At 58.0% G+C, this 15,140-nt stretch carries 19 protein-coding genes; 11 read left to right on the forward strand and 8 right to left on the reverse strand.

The annotated features are described in order from the left end of the window. Nucleotides 1–50 precede the first annotated feature (50 nt). The gene (locus ACZ89E_RS04090) at nucleotides 51–1,373 is read left to right on the forward strand and encodes a purine-cytosine permease family protein (RefSeq protein ID WP_476254907.1); all 1,323 of its coding nucleotides are present in this window, start codon (nucleotides 51–53) and stop codon (nucleotides 1,371–1,373) included. Nucleotides 1,374–1,493: 120 nt separating this feature from the next. On the opposite strand, the gene ACZ89E_RS04095 is transcribed toward ACZ89E_RS04090, so the two are convergent. The 3 genes from ACZ89E_RS04095 to ACZ89E_RS04105 form a co-directional block, all read right to left on the reverse strand. Beyond that, entirely contained in the window at nucleotides 1,494–1,733 is a 240-nt protein-coding gene (locus ACZ89E_RS04095) for a hypothetical protein (RefSeq protein WP_476254908.1), read from the reverse strand. Between the two features lie 134 nt (nucleotides 1,734–1,867). Further along, nucleotides 1,868–2,437 carry a DJ-1/PfpI family protein gene (locus ACZ89E_RS04100; RefSeq protein WP_476254909.1) on the reverse strand — a complete coding sequence of 190 codons (570 nt, stop codon included), beginning with the start codon at nucleotides 2,435–2,437 and terminating at the stop codon, nucleotides 1,868–1,870. Nucleotides 2,438–2,553: 116 nt separating this feature from the next. After that, a complete protein-coding gene (locus ACZ89E_RS04105; RefSeq protein WP_476254910.1) occupies nucleotides 2,554–3,687 on the reverse strand; it encodes a pyridoxal-phosphate-dependent aminotransferase family protein in 1,134 nt (377 codons plus the stop codon). Between the two features lie 406 nt (nucleotides 3,688–4,093). Here ACZ89E_RS04105 and ACZ89E_RS04110 point away from each other — a divergent pair, with 406 nt between their 5' ends. The 3 genes from ACZ89E_RS04110 to ACZ89E_RS04120 all read left to right on the forward strand — a co-directional run bounded on the left by ACZ89E_RS04110 (nucleotide 4,094) and on the right by ACZ89E_RS04120 (nucleotide 6,368). Continuing rightward, complete coding sequence (locus tag ACZ89E_RS04110; RefSeq protein ID WP_463257793.1) at nucleotides 4,094–5,074, forward strand: fimbrial protein; 981 nt, start codon at nucleotides 4,094–4,096, stop codon at nucleotides 5,072–5,074. A gap of 41 nt (nucleotides 5,075–5,115) precedes the next feature. Continuing rightward, nucleotides 5,116–5,514, forward strand: a complete 399-nt coding sequence (locus ACZ89E_RS04115) for a hypothetical protein (protein ID WP_149659793.1) — start codon at nucleotides 5,116–5,118, stop codon at nucleotides 5,512–5,514. A gap of 530 nt (nucleotides 5,515–6,044) precedes the next feature. Then, nucleotides 6,045–6,368 carry a hypothetical protein gene (locus ACZ89E_RS04120; RefSeq protein ID WP_476254911.1) on the forward strand — a complete coding sequence of 108 codons (324 nt, stop codon included), beginning with the start codon at nucleotides 6,045–6,047 and terminating at the stop codon, nucleotides 6,366–6,368. Between the two features lie 3 nt (nucleotides 6,369–6,371). On the opposite strand, the gene ACZ89E_RS04125 is transcribed toward ACZ89E_RS04120, so the two are convergent. Continuing rightward, a complete protein-coding gene (locus tag ACZ89E_RS04125; RefSeq protein ID WP_476254912.1) occupies nucleotides 6,372–7,565 on the reverse strand; it encodes a M50 family metallopeptidase in 1,194 nt (397 codons plus the stop codon). Nucleotides 7,566–7,639: 74 nt separating this feature from the next. Continuing rightward, nucleotides 7,640–8,002, reverse strand: a complete 363-nt coding sequence (locus ACZ89E_RS04130; RefSeq protein WP_149659791.1) for a winged helix-turn-helix transcriptional regulator — start codon at nucleotides 8,000–8,002, stop codon at nucleotides 7,640–7,642. Nucleotides 8,003–8,113: 111 nt separating this feature from the next. On the opposite strand from ACZ89E_RS04130, the gene ACZ89E_RS04135 reads away from it, so the two are divergent. From ACZ89E_RS04135 to ACZ89E_RS04150, 4 genes are all read left to right on the forward strand, one after another. After that, nucleotides 8,114–8,848, forward strand: a complete 735-nt coding sequence (locus tag ACZ89E_RS04135; RefSeq protein WP_149659790.1) for an SDR family NAD(P)-dependent oxidoreductase — start codon at nucleotides 8,114–8,116, stop codon at nucleotides 8,846–8,848. Nucleotides 8,849–8,918: 70 nt separating this feature from the next. Continuing rightward, nucleotides 8,919–9,518, forward strand: coding sequence for an NADPH-dependent F420 reductase (locus ACZ89E_RS04140; protein ID WP_476254913.1), 600 nt, complete (start codon nucleotides 8,919–8,921; stop codon nucleotides 9,516–9,518). Nucleotides 9,519–9,602: 84 nt separating this feature from the next. Further along, nucleotides 9,603–10,031 carry a nuclear transport factor 2 family protein gene (locus ACZ89E_RS04145; RefSeq protein ID WP_476254914.1) on the forward strand — a complete coding sequence of 143 codons (429 nt, stop codon included), beginning with the start codon at nucleotides 9,603–9,605 and terminating at the stop codon, nucleotides 10,029–10,031. 47 nt (nucleotides 10,032–10,078) lie between these two features. Further along, a complete protein-coding gene (locus tag ACZ89E_RS04150; protein WP_476254915.1) occupies nucleotides 10,079–10,492 on the forward strand; it encodes a nuclear transport factor 2 family protein in 414 nt (137 codons plus the stop codon). Nucleotides 10,493–10,552: 60 nt separating this feature from the next. Here ACZ89E_RS04150 and ACZ89E_RS04155 read toward each other — a convergent pair whose 3' ends face one another. Next, nucleotides 10,553–11,005, reverse strand: a complete 453-nt coding sequence (locus ACZ89E_RS04155; RefSeq protein ID WP_149659787.1) for a winged helix-turn-helix transcriptional regulator — start codon at nucleotides 11,003–11,005, stop codon at nucleotides 10,553–10,555. A 165-nt stretch (nucleotides 11,006–11,170) separates the two neighbouring features. On the opposite strand from ACZ89E_RS04155, the gene ACZ89E_RS04160 reads away from it, so the two are divergent. Next, nucleotides 11,171–12,109 (forward strand): SDR family oxidoreductase, encoded by a 939-nt coding sequence (locus ACZ89E_RS04160; RefSeq protein ID WP_476254916.1) that lies wholly within the window; start codon nucleotides 11,171–11,173, stop codon nucleotides 12,107–12,109. A gap of 76 nt (nucleotides 12,110–12,185) precedes the next feature. Beyond that, complete coding sequence (locus tag ACZ89E_RS04165; protein ID WP_476254917.1) at nucleotides 12,186–12,806, forward strand: NADPH-dependent F420 reductase; 621 nt, start codon at nucleotides 12,186–12,188, stop codon at nucleotides 12,804–12,806. A gap of 57 nt (nucleotides 12,807–12,863) precedes the next feature. Here the strand turns inward: ACZ89E_RS04165 and ACZ89E_RS04170 are convergent, their stop codons facing one another. Continuing rightward, nucleotides 12,864–13,112 carry a hypothetical protein gene (locus ACZ89E_RS04170; protein WP_149659785.1) on the reverse strand — a complete coding sequence of 83 codons (249 nt, stop codon included), beginning with the start codon at nucleotides 13,110–13,112 and terminating at the stop codon, nucleotides 12,864–12,866. A gap of 205 nt (nucleotides 13,113–13,317) precedes the next feature. Between ACZ89E_RS04170 and ACZ89E_RS04175 the strand changes: the two genes are divergently transcribed. After that, nucleotides 13,318–13,839, forward strand: a complete 522-nt coding sequence (locus ACZ89E_RS04175; protein WP_476254918.1) for a GNAT family N-acetyltransferase — start codon at nucleotides 13,318–13,320, stop codon at nucleotides 13,837–13,839. Nucleotides 13,840–14,067: 228 nt separating this feature from the next. Here ACZ89E_RS04175 and ACZ89E_RS04180 read toward each other — a convergent pair whose 3' ends face one another. Next, complete coding sequence (locus ACZ89E_RS04180) at nucleotides 14,068–15,003, reverse strand: SphA family protein (protein ID WP_476254919.1); 936 nt, start codon at nucleotides 15,001–15,003, stop codon at nucleotides 14,068–14,070. Nucleotides 15,004–15,140: the final 137 nt, after the last annotated feature.

Here is a 15,140-nt window from a genome sequence, read left to right on the forward strand (position 1 = left end):
GTGGCGGCTGCCCGCGCTTCAACCTTTGACTGGTTCTGGAGTTCACGCATATGGCTGCTTTATCGCAATCGAGTCAAACCGGGCAAGACCCGGCCAATCAACCCGTCCCCGCCGAAGCGCGCATGGGGCGACTGTCCCTGACCATGGCCTGGTGGGCGGTGTGCAGCGCGATGTTCTACATCGTGGTCGGCGCATCACTGGCGTTGTCGTACGGCGCGCGCAATGCGCTGATCGGCATGCTCCTGTCGGTGATCAGCTACGGCTTGGTCAACAGCGTGCTCAGTCGTTTCGCGATTCGCAGCGGCTTGTCGGTGGCGTTGTTTTCGCGGCTGTTGTTCGGCAGCACCGGGGCGTGCCTGGCGACCTTGATCTTCTTTTCCACGGCGATCTATTACGCGGTGTTCGAAGGCTCGGTAATCGCCGTCGCGCTCAATCACCTGTACCCGGAACTGGTGTATCCGCTGGCGGCGTTGGCGGTGGTGCTCTACAGCGTGCCGATGATCCTGGGCAGCGTGCAGCACTGGCTGGACAAGCTCAACGGCGTGCTGCTGCCGGTGTACCTGGGCGGCTTGCTGGTGGCGGTGGGGCTGTCGATCAGTCGTTATGGCTACCAGCCGCAATGGCTCGACTTCGGCCCGGCCACCCCCAGCGCCTTCGGCTGGTGGGACTGCTTCGTCGCCTACATGGGCGTCTGGGTGCTGATGCTGTTCACCTTCGACTACGCGCGTTTCGGCAAACCTGAAGACGCCGAGTACCACGGTCGCTGGAACTTCGGCATGCCGTTCTACGCCGTGACCTTCCTGCTCAACGGCGCGGCCGGCATCTACCTGGTCAGCAGCATTCCCCACGACGGCGCGCTGAACGAAGTCTCGGTGGTGATGGCGATTCTGCAACTGATGGGCCTGTGGGGATTGTTGTTTGTCTGGGCCACGCAAACCCGTATCAACACGGCCAACTACTACTTGGCGACGTTGAACATGCAGGCGTTCTTCGGGCGGTTTGGCATTCGTGGTTCGTACCTGATGTGGGCGTTGGTGGTCGGGGTCATTGTGTACGGCTTGATGCTTGCCGATGTGTTTGCGTACATCCTCAAGGCGTTGGCTTATCAGGGGATTTTCGTCGTGGCCTGGGTGGGCGTGGCGTTGGCGCAGATTCTCTATGGACGCAGTGATGTGGCGGCGCTGGAGCGGGTGGCCGCGTTCAACCCGGTGGGCTTGACGGCGTGGTTTGGCGCGACGGGATTGGGGCTGGCGTTGATGTTTTCTGGTGGTGGTTTGGGGAGTTTTTCTGCGCCAGCCACGGTGATCGCTGCGTTCGCGTTGCAGGTAGGTTTGTCTCATCGGAGCCGGTTGCGGTTGCCGCTGGCGGAGTAGGGGAGCAGGCATTGCTTTTGGTCGTTTTCAGCCGGTCGTGACGGGCGGGAAGCGGCCAGAAATTGCCATGGCGCGTCGAGATTCAGGCACAAAGTCGGACCTCGCCTTGGACCGCGAGGATCAATTTAAATAGCCTATCGCTCCCAGAGCCTCAATCAAACGCAACATGGCTGGTTTTTCGGCCGGTTTTTCGCCGACGCAACACACGTCCGGGTCGCTGAGAGAGCACCAAACCGACACCGGGTCGCCTACCTTCAACCCGTAGGAGGCTTCACGGAGCGTTGCGGTTGACCAAGCGTCAATGGTTTCGTTGAGAGACTTGTGAAACCGCTTCCCATTGGCGCTATAGCTGAAGCTCATGAACGGTGCTCCGATCCACGACCCCTCACTCCCGACAAAGGTTACATAGCCTCGTACCACTTGCCCCACAGGCACGTCGCCAGCGCTCATAAGCTATCTCCTGAGAATGTGCCCGAAATGCAGGGACGGCGCGGTCAACCATGTTCCGCTGCCAACATTGATCTGAACTGAAAAATGATCTCTGAAGATAGCCCGGCACCTTCGAACACTGCGCAGGTGAAGCTAACGGGGGCGGTGCCTGGAGCCGTGATGATGCGGTCCGCAACCACAGCTGCTGGGCTGTTTCGATAAAGCGAGTGCCCTTCATAACCTACGGCCTTCTGTTGTAAGAAGTCAGCGCTGTTCGAGGTATGAGCAACCGTATCGAGAAGCCCGGCCCTCGCCAGTGCCAGCGTTCCCCCACAGATACCGGCAATTGTCGCTCCACTTGAACGACTGGCATGAAGAAAGTCTCGAATATCCGGTGCTTCTGCAGATTCCCAGACCATTCCTCCAATGACGACAACAACGTCCGGTTTCCAGTCCAGACATTGATACAAACTGCTATCGACCGTTACAGCTAATCCACCCTGCGAGCGGAACTGCCCCGTGGCAGGAGCGAAAAACCTGACGTCGATCCCGTAAAACGGGGACGCAGTTCCGGCAATGAAAGCATATTCCCAGTCCGCAAAACCGGGTGTCAGTATCAATCCCACGCGTGCCATCAGCCAAAATCCTCCATGAATGCCAAAAACAAACATACATCAAGGACTGTTTTGGGTCGCAGTCCTTTGCGACAGTCCATTAAAAAGGAAAAACACATCAGTCCCTTTTTTAGCGTTTAGTTAACCATCACCTCGTCCAGTGCCTGCTCGAGGGTGCTGACCGTGCGCTCGATATTGTGCAGCTTTTCGAGTCCGAACAGACCGATGCGGAAGGTTTGGAAGTCGGCCGGCTCGTCGCACTGCAACGGCACTCCGGCGGCGATCTGTAGGCCGTGTTCGGCAAATTTCTTGCCGCTCTTGATGTCGGCATCATCGGTGTAGCTCACCACTACGCCAGGGGCCTGAAAACCGGCTGCGGCGACGCTTTTGATGCCTTTGCCGGTCAACATTGCGCGCACCCGATCGCCCAGAGCCTGTTGTTCGCCGCGGACCTTGTCGAAACCGTAGGCTTGCGTCTCTTTCATCACTTCGTTAAATCGCGCGAGGGAATCGCTGGGCATGGTCGCATGGTAGGCATGTCCGCCCTGTTCGTAGGCCTGCATGATCTGCAGCCACTTTTTCAGGTCGCAGGCGAAGCTGCTGCTTTGCGTTTGTTCGATGCGCTCGAGGGCCAAAGAACTGAGCATCACCAGGGCGCAGCAAGGGGAGGCGCTCCAGCCTTTCTGCGGTGCGCTGATCAGCAGGTCGACTGCGCATTTGTCCATATCAACCCATAGCGTGCCTGAGGCGATGCAGTCCAGCACGAACAGGCCTCCCACCGCATGCACGGCGTCGCCGACGGCCCGCAAGTACTCGTCGGGCAGGATAATCCCTGATGAGGTTTCAACGTGGGGGGCGAAGACAATCTGCGGCTTCTGCGCCGCAATGGCTGCCAGCACTTCGTCCAGAGGGGGTGGGGCGTAGGCAGCCTGGTGACCAGTCTCGACCGGTCGGGCTTTCAGCACCGTAGTGGCCGCCGGGATGTTGCCCATCTCAAGGATCTGGCTCCAGCGATAACTGAACCAGCCGTTGCGTATCACCAGGCATTTCTGGTTGGTGGCAAACTGTCGCGCCACCGCTTCCATGCCGAACGTGCCACTGCCCGGGACCACCGCAACCGCCTGGGCGTTGTAGACCTGCTTCAGGGTCCTGGAAATGTTCTTCATCACGCCTTGAAATGACTGCGACATGTGGTTGAGCGAGCGGTCGGTGTAGACCACTGAGTATTCGACCAGCCCCTCGGGATCGATATTGGGATATAGCTTTGACATGGCGTGACTCCTTTGGCAGAGATCTCAGTGGTATCGACCCTGCCCTAAGCCTTGGCAAATGACAAGATTGCTCAGGATGAATTGCGACTTCTGACGAGCGGCTGGCATCCTCAGGTCGATTACTGGACGTAGTAACGCTCGCAGGTGGCTGCTGAGTTGTGGGAGGGTGGGCTTTAAAAATTCCTACCTCCTTACGTTCGGTCGATAACGACCAGTTGCGAAGGGCAGCAGTCGACCCAAAGCTGACGTTCGTCGAAGAGGCATCGGTGCCGGAGGGGACAGATGACCGTGCATCCTACAGAGCTGCAGGGCGTCATCCGACATAAGCCTCGGACCATTCCTACAAAGTTGATCGACCATTTATAATCTAATCCCTTCCCAATGTATTTAGAGTGGAGGGCGTGCAGTGGTTCGCTTCGTTATTATCTTTTTTCTCATGTTTTATTATTCTGCGGGCGCGCGTGCTGCCGGCGCATCTCCAGCATGTTATTTTGATAATCTATATTCGCGTAGTGTCATGACCGGTGATTTCGCGTCCGCGAAGCTCCACGAGGTGGTGGGTTACTTCGAATATGGTTGGACTGTTAGCAATTGTGACAATGTACCAGGCGCGCCGTATGGGAGTGCGGCCTATGTTGGATATTACGGTCCTGGAGGTATTAGCGACCCTTATTGTACGTCGACGATCAGTGGCATCTATCTTGATGTGTCGCCTTCTTACTGTCGGGTAGATGCTCCATTCGGGTCTATGACGACAGTGATTAGAATTGATCAGCCGTTTCCGCAATCTGGATATATACGGAAAAATTTTGTTCGAAATCAATATCAACTTTCCGCGCCTGGCAATTACAAACTGGGACCTAAGCTGAACACTCTTTATTTAGGTTGGTATAGGGGGACTACAACCCCGACGAACCCTTACCTTCATGTATTGTTACACACTGGCGATGAGGGGCCTGCCATTATTACCACCTGCTCCCTGGTAAACACAGATATCTTGGTCAACTTTGGCGAAGTTTCGGAGGCGAACGCGTCAGAACCGTTTGATATTGAGTTCTCGGGATGCACCAATCAGGCTGACACCAAGCGCTTTAATGATTCGGTTTCCTTAAGCTTTGTATCTGACGATATTCGTGCTGACGGTTCAGCACTATTAAATAAGTCATGTGCCAACTGCGCTAAAGGACTTCAGATAGCATTGAAGGATGGCAAAGGAACACCGATTAATCTATCCAGGAGCTACAAGTTATCGAGCAATGGTTCGTCGACGATCAGTCCCACCGGTTTGAAATATGGTTTTATCGCGGATCTACAACGAAACCCAGATCAAGCACTTTCTGGTGGTAACATCAACACAAACCTAACCTTTGTCACGAGTATTGAATAAGTAGCGGTCTTGCTTAAGTTTAATATCATTGGATAATGAAAATGTGTAAATTTAAAGTTTGGCTTATGGGGTTGTTTGTTTTTCTGCTAGTCAACACGGCACTGGCCAATTCCAATACCGCAGAAACCGCTAGCAATTTGCTGTGGCGTTTGGGCCCAAGCGGTGAGAGTGTCGTTGTTCAAAACACGGGAGCCTTTCCCATTTCAATGTCGCAAGTGGTTACCCAACGAAGAAATGAAAAGGTATTGCTCGCCGAGCAGCTAACGTTGGCCGCCGGAGAGCGAAGGGTTATCCCTGTCACATCTATTTCATTCGGCACGTCGCTGTTCTTCAATATCCTCAACGACAGAGGCGATCAAGAACATTTCCAGGCGGCCTTGCAAAGTGCCGCAAGCACTCCTGCGGTGCTGGCATTCGATCCGCGCCCCGTTATCGATTGATTCCGCTTCTCTTCTCCCTGCCGTATTGGAGCTACTTGCTGAGGTGGCTTCGTTCGCGGTGCGGGCACCTCCTATGTTTTTGACTTGGTTCCCGACGACGCTCGACGTCTGCGATTGGCCGAAATCGGTCCCTCAGCGGCTGAATAAACGAGGCCCAGCTTCAGTGAATACTTTCACCACATTGCTTCCTTCCGAGCGAAATTTCCGGGCAAGGTCTTCGGAAATTTCCTTCAAGTTGTGGCGGTTTTGGTGAACTGGTGCGCGGTGAGTTTGATCGGTAGGCTTTGGTGGTCGCTGCATTTTCAGTGACAGGGTGTAGGAACCCTTCCGACCATGAGAAACGCTTTGGCGTCGATACCTGATTTGCGGCCGGCTGCGTGCGACCGTAATATCAGCTGCGGCGGCCGTGCGCGGGCACGCTTCGGTGTGGTCGAGTTCTCTGGTCTCGATATTCCTACCCCGCGTATGGCTGCCACCCAAGCCTGTAGGAGGGCTGTTGGCAGCTTCATTTACTACCAGAGGCTAAAAGCATGAAAAATCTTCATCCTGATCCACCTTACAAAAAACCAACTCCCCACCCCGAAAGCCGCTTCATGGCGCTTACCAGCAACTGCGACGACATGCCCACCTTGTTCGTCGACACCCACGCGCCGCTCGATGTTTTGTATGACGCCGCCAATTACCGAATCCGCGCCGTAACCCAAGCGCTGGAAAACCTGTCCATGCGCGGCTCAATCGAATGTGAATCCTTCATCCTCAGCGACTTTGCCCTGCTGTGCGCCATTCCATTACGCGATGGGTGTGATGTGCTGGATGTGCTTGGGCGGCGGTTGCGGGCAATGCCGTCGGAATAGCGTCTAGCGCTGTTTTTGTGGCGAGGGGGCAAGTCCCCTCGCCGCAGGACAAGACACGCACTCGGGCTCCAGATCCTTGCTTTGCACCGCTGCCGGTAATGCCCGCATGCTGTCCGCCAGAAGTGCCTCGCTGCGGCTTGTCGTAGCTACCACGCTGTTGTTCGCAGCTGATAGCGCCTGCTGCAAATATTGTTCACCCAGTTGCAGGTCTCCCTGCAAAAACGCCCGCAGCGCCGCACAGCGTGGACGCAGCCAAGGGTTAAACCAGTCAAGGTCGCTGTTCGCCCAATCGTCCCACAGGTGCCTCGCGTCCTGTTCTAGATAAGCGCGGACGAAAGCGAACTCAACGCGCAACAGAGTGATCAGCGTGCCCATGCCGTTGAGTGACTGCGCATGTTCCTGCAACACCGCCTCCAGATTCTGCTCCAGCTGCGTCGCCGCCCGGAAATCGCCTCGGTCCAGCAAGGCGCCAAGGCGGTAGCCGATGGCAATCAAGGGTTGAGGCATGGCGCCTTGGGACAGCTGTGCAATGTCGGTTTCCGGCAGTTGCTCGCAGGTTACTCCTGCCACTGACATTGCCAGCAAGCGCACCTCGGCCAATTCGGCACGCTGGTCGTCGCGGTGCAGCCACCAGGCGATAAGGAGCATACCGTCGCTGTGCAGAATGCGGGAGGTTGGCATCAGATTAGCCAATGCCATGCTCAGGTTAAGCATGGCAAACGCCAGGAAAAATGCTGACATTAGCCCACCGGTGAGCCAGCCCAATCCCGCTGAGGCCAGGCCCATGAGCAGATTGGCCAAGGGCCCCATCAGCACAAACCACAGCATCTGCTGGCGCAGCGGAAGCTGACAGTTTGTCGCCGCCATTACATAGCCGCCGAGTCGACGACCCTTGAGCTGTGGCGACCAGCGAATCTGCCAACTCCGGCGTCCTACCTGAACCTCCACGGCGGCGACTCGCATCATCAACACCGGCATGTGATGCAACCTGGCGCCCAGGTAATGACCGCCTTCATGCGCGACCAAGGCAACGACACCTAACCCCGACGCCAGGATCATCGACAAAAACGGTTGTAACTCGGAGCGCAGGTGCAGCCCCAGAATCACCCCTGCGCCTATCCAGCCCGCCAAGCCCATGAGCACCTGCAGAAGGCGCAATAGGCTATTGAGAACGACCTGCGTCTTGCTGATTTTCACTACAGCCTTCCTTGAGCTTGCAACCGGCGCAATAGCTCCGGATTTTCCAGACGCTTGCGACAGTCAGCATCCTGCTATGGCAAAGCGTCGCGCTTGGCGAAGATGCTTGCCATTTGCGCCGCATTCTCGGTTCCCCAGGTGCACAGCGGCATGATCGCGTCAGCCAGGCTGCGACCCAGCGGGGTCAACGCGTAGTCCACGCGCGGCGGCACTTCTTTGTAGTCGGTCCGCACCAGCACGTGATCGGCCTCCAGATCCTTCAGTTGCTGGATCAGCACCTTGTCACTGACGCCCGGGATCAAACGCTTGAGCTCGCCGTAACGTTTCGGGCCGTCGCGCAGGAAAAACAGGACCAGCGGTTTCCACTTGCCCGAGATGATGCGCAGCGTGGCGTTGAGCCCACAACCGGTGCCACAGATTTCAGAAGTCGTCGTCATTTTTTGATACTTACCTAAAGGTACATACTTGTCCTTAGGTTATCAGCGCTGCATCCTAGTCTCAAGCAAGCAATTCCCTGCTTGGCACAACTCCAACGAAGGATGCACGACATGACCAGACTGAATGGAAAGACCGCCGTGATCACTGGCGGCGCTACCGGCATCGGCCGCGCCGCTGCAAAACGCTTCATCGAGGAGGGCGCCTTTGTCTTCATCTTTGGCCGCCGGCAGGAAGCGCTCGATGCCGCTGTCGCCGAACTCGGGCCCAATGCCCGCGCAGTGAAGGGCTCGGTGTCCGAGCTGGCCGACCTCGACCGACTCTACGCGGCGGTGAAGGCCGAGCGCGGAACCCTCGACATCGTCTTCGCCAACGCCGGGGCGGGAAGCCAGCTTGCGCTCGGCCAGATCACCGCCGAGCACATTGACGAAACCTTCGACACCAACGTGAAGGGGACGATTTTCACCGTCCAGAAGGCGCTGCCGCTGATGGGCAAAGGCGGTTCGATCATCCTGACCGGTTCGAGCGCCGGCACCACGGGCGCCCCGGGAATGAGCGCCTACAGCGCGAGCAAGGCGGCAGTGCGCAACCTCGCGCGGACCTGGGCCGAGGACCTGAAGGGCACCGGCATTCGGGTAAACGTGCTGTCGCCCGGGGCGACGGCGACCGAACTTGCGAAGGAAGCGCTGGGCGAAGAGGGCCAGAAAATCTACGCCGCGATGACGCCGCTTCAGCGCATGGCCGATCCGGCGGAGATCGGGGCCGTGGCCGCCTTTCTCGCGTCGCCGGACAGCAGCTTCATGACCGCCAGCGAAGTCGCCGTTGACGGCGGTCTTGCGCAACTCTGACGCCCTACGCCCAGGCGCTCCATTCGATGATTCGGAGCGCCTTAGAACGCTATAAACCTCAGGAGAATATATGAGCTACGCAATTATCGGCTTCGGCAATATCGGCCAGGCCCTGGCCAAGGCGTTTGCCCGCAATGGCATCGAAGTAGCCGTGGCAACCACGCGTGAACCGGAAAGCTTTGCCGCTGCCGCTGCCGCGATCGGCCCCCAAATCATTGCCAAAACACTGGCGGACGCGGTCAAGGCGGACATCATTTTTCTGGCTGTTCGTTTCGAGTCGCACCCGGACGTCGCGAAGGTGCTGCCGAGCTGGAAGGGGAAGACCATCATCGATGTGACCAATGCCTACGGCGTGTCCCCTGAAGAACTGGGAGGAGAGCCTTCTTCCCGAGTCGTCGCGCAGGCTTTTACGGGTGGACGACTGGTCAAGGGCTTCAACCATTTGGGCGCCGCCGTCCTTGGCCAGGATCCGGCCGTGAAGGGTGGCAGGAGAGTCGTGTTCCTGGCGAGCGACGATGACGGCGCCGCAGCGGAAATTGGTGCGCTGGCAGAAAAACTTGGTTTCTCGCCGATCAAGCTGGGTGGGCTTTCGGAAGGTGGACTGCTGGTGCAGGCGCGCGGAAATACCTGGGGCCAACTGATCTTCAAGGACTTGGTCAAGTTCGACTGATAAATCTCGATCGCAAATGTTGAGGGCGGTCCTGGCCACCACTTATGTGGCCAGGTCAGTACTCAATAATGAAGGAGAGGAATGATGATGCTTGATAATGAAAAAATAGTCAGAGAGCTCTGCGCCGCCGCGGAAGGGCAAGGAACGGATATCGAGAAGTTTGTTTCCATGTTCTCTGAGGAAGGGTACATGTGGGATATGGCATCCGGCATGAAGTTTCGCGGGAAGGCCATTGGTGAGTCTATCGCGGCTATGGTCAGTGCGTTCCCCGATGTTCACCGTGAGATATTTAACATCCATGTTGCGGGAGACGTCGTTGTTGTCGAACTCGCGATTCGCGGCACGCACAAAGGTGATCTGCCTCTTCCTTCAGGGACCCTGGCTCCCACGGGCAAGAAGATAGATGTTCCGTCATGCGATGTTTTTCACCTCGAAGGCGGGAAGGTCATTTCTTTCCATTGCTACAACGAGGCTTGCGCGATGCAGCAACAACTTGGCCTCGTCCCCGGCTGAATGACCGCCACCACGCAATCCGATGCAAGCGCAATGGAGACGTCTTTATGAGCATTCAAGAGAATATCCAGGCTGTGAAGGACTTTTTTGCAGCAATGGGCGGCGGCGATAGGCAACGTCTGCTGGCGTTGTGTGCCGAAGATTTCGAGTGGATCATTCCGGGGGAGGATTGGCCGCTGGCCGGCACATACCGCGGGCACGCGGGATTGGCGGACATGCTTCAGAAGGCATCCGCAGAACTGGAAACATCCATGGAGCCCCCCGAGTTTGTAGCGCAGGGCGACCGGGTTCTGGTTGTCGGCTTTGCGACGGGGAAAGTCAAAGCCACGAACCGGACGTTCGAGGACTATTTTGTCTTCGCCATCACTGTGCGCAATGGCGAGCTGACGAACATTCGCGAGTACGTCGACACCCAAGCATTGGCGCGGGCCTCAGAAAGGGTCGCGAGCCCAAGGCCCTGAGTCATCAGGACCGATACCCACTCATTTACGCGCCGTGAAAAGGCGCGTTCGCCGCCTTGTTCATCTCCCACCCTCAGGAAAAAGGCACCCGCCATTGCGGACCAGCGCCTTCACTTCCTCGCTCGCCTGCATGGGGTTTTGACTGAATCGAGCAACCAGATCCTCCTGGCGTCGCACGTACGACTCCGAATCATGCTTCGCGCTCCAGAGCACAATGTTGATCACAATAGGAATGAGGTCCAGACCCTTCTCGGTCAAGGTGTAGAAGTCCTTGCGCCTGTCGTCGGGGCTGGGCGCCTTCGCGAGGACGCCTTGCTTCTCAAGAAAGGCCAGTCGGGAAGCAAGGACATTGGTCGCGATTCCCTCTTCCGATTTCAGGAAATCGCCATACGTTTTCTTTCCTACAAAAACGATGTCGCGAATGATCAAGAGCGACCACCGGTCGCCGAAAATCTCCACGCCGTAGTTCACCGCGCAGTGGGATCGAAAGTCTTCTTTAAGAGTTGTCTTCATGGCGGGATCTTAGCATTGCTTGCATGTCGCAAGTAAACCCGGCAGATCACTTGCTTTTTGCAAGTAAAGCGACCAGCATGGATCGTACGTTGAATGAGTGCCATCTCGGCTGAGCGTTCCCGGTGAACCACTTCTCGCATCACATCACGCATATGGAGTCGTAACATGCACGTTTTAGTCACTGGCGGAACCGGCCATATCGGTTCTTACATCATCCCCGAGCTCATCGCCGCCGGCCACGAAGTCACCGGCCTGGCCCGGTCCGACAAGTCCGCGGCTGCGCTGATCGCACTCGGCGCCAAGGTGCGTCGCGGGGATATTTCCGACCTCGAGGGGCTCAAGGCTGCGGCGGCGGACGCCGACGGCGTTATCCACGTCGCGCACCGGCAAGACCTGCTTCCCACTGGCGGGATCGACGCCGTCGCCGCTGCGGAACTCCAAATCATGCTCGCGTACGGCGAGGCACTGGCTGGAAGCGGCAAGCCGCTGATCGTCTCGGGGAGCATCGGCGCGCCCGGGTGGGAAAACCTGGGCCGACCCGCCACCGAGGAAGACCCATCACTTCCCGGCGGCGATGCGTACAAGGGGACCTTGCGGGTTCGCAACATCGTCGAAACCACCGTGATCGGCCTGGCTGAGCGGGGCGTGCGGTCGGCGATCGTGCGAATTCCTACGATCGCGCACAGCACGACCGACGTCGCCTTCCTTCCATTGTTGATCGGGCTGGCGAAGGAAAAGGGCGTCATCGGTTATCCGGGAGAAGGCGCGAACCTGTGGCCGGCCGTGCACGCCCGTGACCTCGCCGTCTTGTTCCGCCTGGCGCTGGAGAAGAGTGAGGCTGGCAAATATTGGCACGGGGTCGAGAGTGAGGGCTTCCGGTTCCGCGAGATCGCCGAGGCCATTGGTAGCCGACTGGGCGTGCCGGCCGTGAGCATTCCCGCGGACGTACTGATGCTGCCGGGATACTTTGGATTCCTCGCGAATCTGGTCACGCTGGACCTCCCGGCGTCCAACCTCATCACCCGCCAGACCCTCGGCTGGGAGCCTGTTCAGCCCGGCCTGCTCGAGGACCTCGACAACGGCCATTACTTCCCGGCCGGTTGAGTTCGGCAGGCTGCCGGGTCGCAACTGGCCCGGCGGACATCAATGAGCAATACCCTAATTCACGAGGAGACTGCACATGAGCACTATCAGCATTATCGGTTCAGGAGGCATGGCTGCGGCGATCGCCGGTCGTGCCGCCAGAGCTGGACATGCCGTTGAGGTGATGAGCCGTGACCCCGCCAAGGCGCAGGCGCTGGTCGATAAGCTTGCGGCCGGAGCGACCACAGGGACGTATGGGGCTGCGCCGGCCGGCGACATCGTCATCCTCGCCGTGCCATACACCGGTGCGGCGTCGGTGGTGGCCGAGTATGGAGACGAGCTCGACGGCAAGGTGATCATCGACATCACCAACACAGCCTCTCCGGACCTCACGGGCCTCGTCTCTCCCGCCGGCAGTTCGGGTGCGCAAGAGATCGCCAAGGTCGCTCCCGCCAGCGCGCATGTCGTGAAGGCATTCAACACCCTCTTCGGCCACGTCCTTGCCAAGGGAGGCCCCCTCGACGCGTTCATCGCGGCCGACGATCCGCAGGTCAAGGCGCGCGTCTCGACGTTCATCGAAAGTCTCGGGCTGCGTCCGTTGGATGTCGGTGGCCTGCACATGGCCCAGACGCTCGAGGCGCTCGGCCTGATGATGATCGGCCTGGCGAAAAACGGCGCCGGCACTTGGGACATCGCCATGAACGTCGATATCGGCTGAATCGCCGACAGCCGCAACACGGCATTAGGAAGCTAGGGCGTAAAGCCCTAGCAGATGTCACTTTTTCTTTTTCGCCGGCTTATCGGCCTTCTCTGATTTCTTAGCCTTGTCTGGCTTGCTATCAGCTTTTTTTGCAGATTTCTTTGGTTCGGCATCTTTTTTCTTGTCTTTCTTGTCGGAAGATTTCGAAAGAGCCGACGCCGCAGCTGATTTTTTTGCCGGTGATGATTTTTTGTCCTTCAATTCCTTGCTGGCTTTTGAAGACTCACCTTTGCTTTTCTTCTCGTCTTTAGCCACGTTGACCACCTCTCGGAGTCTGTTGGTATTGGCAAATTGCCTGTGGGATTACCCACCTGCTGATCATTAGGCGAGCGCGTCCAAAAGCGGTTCAAATTTTTTGATGCAAGGTCTTCGGAAATTTTCTTCAAGTTGTGGTGGCACAGCGCCCCCTCATGTTCCCCTTCATCATTCTTAGGGGACGATGAGGTTTCGCTATTTACCAAGGAAGGTCATGAACATTCGTCTGACGGAAACAAAGGACTGGCGGCTATTGAAGCAAATCCGTCTTGCCGCGCTGTTGGACGCGCCGACAGCGTTTGGCGTGAGTTACCAAACGGCGGCCAATTACACGGACGACCAGTGGAAAGAGCGCGCTTCGTCCACGGGAACGCAATTCTGGCTGGCCCTCAAGGACGATCAACCCGTGGGCATGATCGGAGCCGGGGTCAGCCAGGCGAATCGCTTCAACCTGATTGGCATGTGGGTTGAACCCGCCGCACGCGGTTCTGGCGTGGTCGCTCGGTTGGTTGAGGCGGTGAAAACCCGGGCGATGGAAAAAGGTCATGACCGCGTTTACCTCGACGTCTCGCCGGACCTGGCGGCGGACGAGTGGGTCAGCCCGGACGTGAAGCAAGCCCCGGCGATCTACCCGCCGAAAAAGGTCCTGAAAAAACTGTTCACCGTCGAAGACCTGCCGCCGGCCATCGCGCGGTTGACCACGCGTCTTTGGAACAAGCTGAAGACCAATACCTGAAACCGTTGGGCAATTTGTCGCGAGCAGATCCTGTGTAGGAGCGAAGCTTGCTCGCGAAAGCGGTGCGTCAGGCACCTTCAATCCTGGATGTGAAACCGCCATCGCGAGCAAGCTTTGCTCCTACGGGGGAGAGCGTGTCACCACCCATCCCTGTAGGAGCAAGGCTTGCCCGCGAAAAGGCCCTGTCAGCCACCACCCAATTCGACGATCAGCCCCGAGCCGCCGCCCCTATAGCGGCACCACCAACGTCACCCAGGTGTTCCAGCCCTCGGCACGGTTCTCGGCATCGAACTCGTAATAACCCTTGAGATTGGCGTACCACAGCGCTTTGCCAACCTTGAAGAAATGCCCGGCCTGTGGCCCGACCGCACTGACCTTGGATTTGAAGTCACCCTGGGTGGCGCCACTGCCGCTGTCCCCCGTGACCTGATGGTAAACGTAGCCGACCACGCCCAGGTGGGTCTGGCTGGTGATGAAGTGCGAAGCGCTCAAGTCGAGGTGGGCGTCGATGCCGTTTTTGTAATCGATATCGGTGTTTTCCCAGTTGTAAGTCATGCCTGCCACGGCGGAAAACTCGTTGGTTTTGTCGAAGTAGGTGTAGCCGCCCCCCGCATCCATCGAGGCATGGCCCAGCCCGGTATTGACCAGCCGATCCGGGTCGTAGGCGCCGACGGGAAGGTTGCCCATGCTGTACGCCATGAAATTGTGCACGCCGTGGTTCCACTTCAACGTGCCCAGCAGATAAAGGTCACTCGCGCCCTTGAGGCTATCGTCCGTGCCCCCGGAAAAGGTCCGCCCGCGCGGGCCAGTCAACGTGGCATCGACACTGGCCTCGGACCGGCCCACGGCGGCGACCATCGACACCGCCGCTTGGGCACCCAGCAGCGGTTCGGCGAAGGTGTAGGTGGGGCTGGCGAACAGCAAATCGGCTTTCGCATCCAGCCCCACGGTGGTGCGGCCGCCCCGTGGAAATAGCTTGCTCCCGCCCTCGCTGGCGCTGACATGGTAGTAAATCAGCGGCATGCTCCAGCCCGGCTCGGTCGGCGCCGCCGCCAGTGCACCGAACTGGCCGGGCAGCCAGAAGCTGATACCGCCGTCATCCGCTTGAACGGTGATTGCCGGCAACATGGCCATTAGCCCAATCAGTGTTTTTGTTTTTGTCATCGGGGCCTCATTTGTCGACCGTTATTGGAGTCATCCATGCACGGGAAGCAAGTGTAGGTGAGGGTACGGATTTGGCATTGGCAGATAAGGCATTTTGCTGGCCCCCAAACCCTCGACTAATCGCCAGAATCGCCGCA

This window comes from Pseudomonas sp. TE3899 (genome assembly GCF_056279105.1).

Bases quoted from the DNA above. Each gene is read 5' to 3' on its own strand.
- ACZ89E_RS04090 (WP_476254907.1), top strand. From the start codon at position 51: ATGGCTGCTTTATCGCAATCGAGTCAAACCGGGCAAGACCCGGCCAAT.
- ACZ89E_RS04095 (WP_476254908.1), bottom strand. From the start codon at position 1,733: ATGAGCTTCAGCTATAGCGCCAATGGGAAGCGGTTTCACAAGTCTCTC.
- ACZ89E_RS04100 (WP_476254909.1), bottom strand. From the start codon at position 2,437: ATGGCACGCGTGGGATTGATACTGACACCCGGTTTTGCGGACTGGGAA.
- ACZ89E_RS04105 (WP_476254910.1), bottom strand. From the start codon at position 3,687: ATGTCAAAGCTATATCCCAATATCGATCCCGAGGGGCTGGTCGAATAC.
- ACZ89E_RS04115 (WP_149659793.1), top strand. From the start codon at position 5,116: ATGTGTAAATTTAAAGTTTGGCTTATGGGGTTGTTTGTTTTTCTGCTA.
- ACZ89E_RS04120 (WP_476254911.1), top strand. From the start codon at position 6,045: ATGAAAAATCTTCATCCTGATCCACCTTACAAAAAACCAACTCCCCAC.
- ACZ89E_RS04130 (WP_149659791.1), bottom strand. From the start codon at position 8,002: ATGACGACGACTTCTGAAATCTGTGGCACCGGTTGTGGGCTCAACGCC.
- ACZ89E_RS04135 (WP_149659790.1), top strand. From the start codon at position 8,114: ATGACCAGACTGAATGGAAAGACCGCCGTGATCACTGGCGGCGCTACC.
- ACZ89E_RS04140 (WP_476254913.1), top strand. From the start codon at position 8,919: ATGAGCTACGCAATTATCGGCTTCGGCAATATCGGCCAGGCCCTGGCC.
- ACZ89E_RS04145 (WP_476254914.1), top strand. From the start codon at position 9,603: ATGATGCTTGATAATGAAAAAATAGTCAGAGAGCTCTGCGCCGCCGCG.
- ACZ89E_RS04150 (WP_476254915.1), top strand. From the start codon at position 10,079: ATGAGCATTCAAGAGAATATCCAGGCTGTGAAGGACTTTTTTGCAGCA.
- ACZ89E_RS04155 (WP_149659787.1), bottom strand. From the start codon at position 11,005: ATGAAGACAACTCTTAAAGAAGACTTTCGATCCCACTGCGCGGTGAAC.
- ACZ89E_RS04160 (WP_476254916.1), top strand. From the start codon at position 11,171: ATGCACGTTTTAGTCACTGGCGGAACCGGCCATATCGGTTCTTACATC.
- ACZ89E_RS04165 (WP_476254917.1), top strand. From the start codon at position 12,186: ATGAGCACTATCAGCATTATCGGTTCAGGAGGCATGGCTGCGGCGATC.
- ACZ89E_RS04175 (WP_476254918.1), top strand. From the start codon at position 13,318: ATGAACATTCGTCTGACGGAAACAAAGGACTGGCGGCTATTGAAGCAA.
- ACZ89E_RS04180 (WP_476254919.1), bottom strand. From the start codon at position 15,003: ATGACAAAAACAAAAACACTGATTGGGCTAATGGCCATGTTGCCGGCA.